Source organism: Limnospira sp. (assembly GCF_051859755.1).
Classification (GTDB): Bacteria; Cyanobacteriota; Cyanobacteriia; order Cyanobacteriales; family Microcoleaceae; genus Limnospira; species Limnospira fusiformis.
This window is the reverse complement of record NZ_JBIMLI010000387.1, coordinates 1-749: the sequence shown is the minus strand read 5'-3', so window position 1 is coordinate 749 and position 749 is coordinate 1. Positions and strand designations below refer to the sequence as shown.

2 protein-coding genes are annotated in these 749 nt (G+C 37.8%); both read right to left on the bottom strand.

Annotation, left to right across the window (positions count from 1 at the left end):
- Nucleotides 1-432, bottom strand: a 432-nt coding sequence (locus ACTIE0_RS24795; protein ID WP_439517070.1) for a type II toxin-antitoxin system VapC family toxin, incomplete at its 3' end; no start/stop codon positions are given.
- Between the two features lie 8 nt (nucleotides 433-440).
- The coding region (locus ACTIE0_RS24790) for a hypothetical protein (RefSeq protein WP_439517069.1) at nucleotides 441-749 on the bottom strand (309 nt) is incomplete at its 5' end.

Below are 749 nucleotides of genomic sequence, written 5' to 3'. Positions count from 1 at the left end.
TTCCACAGTCAAATCCCGCACCGTTTGGATTCGTTGAAAGTCACTATCTGCTGAAACTAAAATCAGATTGTGTTGCCCTGCAATTGAAGCAATCCATAAGTCGTGTTGACTGACTCCAATATCAATCAGTCGAGTTTTACGGCGTTTATTTTTCTCTTTTGGTCCAAAATTGTTCATCAAATCTGCTTGAAATGAGCCATAAATTTCGGCAGTCTTTGAATCAATTTCGTAAATCAAAATATTTTGCAAAAACTCGATTACCCGATTCAGATTATTGTCTCGCTGTCGAGAATTCTCCGCCATATAAATTAACTCGGCTTGTACAATCACACAAGTACAAATTTGGGACTGATAAAGTTCTGCTAACCTAGCCATAATATCCGGTTGATGATTCATGGCTAAACTACAGTGATTGGTATCTAATAAATACATATAATCTGTTAGTCTGCTTTCAATGCTTGAGTATCTGTGTCATCAGTGGAAATATATAATTGACCACGAGATGTATGGACTAACTCTAAACATTCCTCCAAGTCATCTCCTTCCCATTGACCAATTTTTTCCAGAGTTTTAAGGATTGATGCTGCTGTCGATCGCGATGAATCCGAGGCGCGAGACCTCATAAATAGTAGAAATTCTAAAGCGATCGCTAAAATTTCATCGGGGGTTTGTTCAATTTCTTGATGGAATTGTTCTTGAATCGAAACCTGATTAGCTTCCCGATTCGATTCAGGATTGTTGAGAATTTT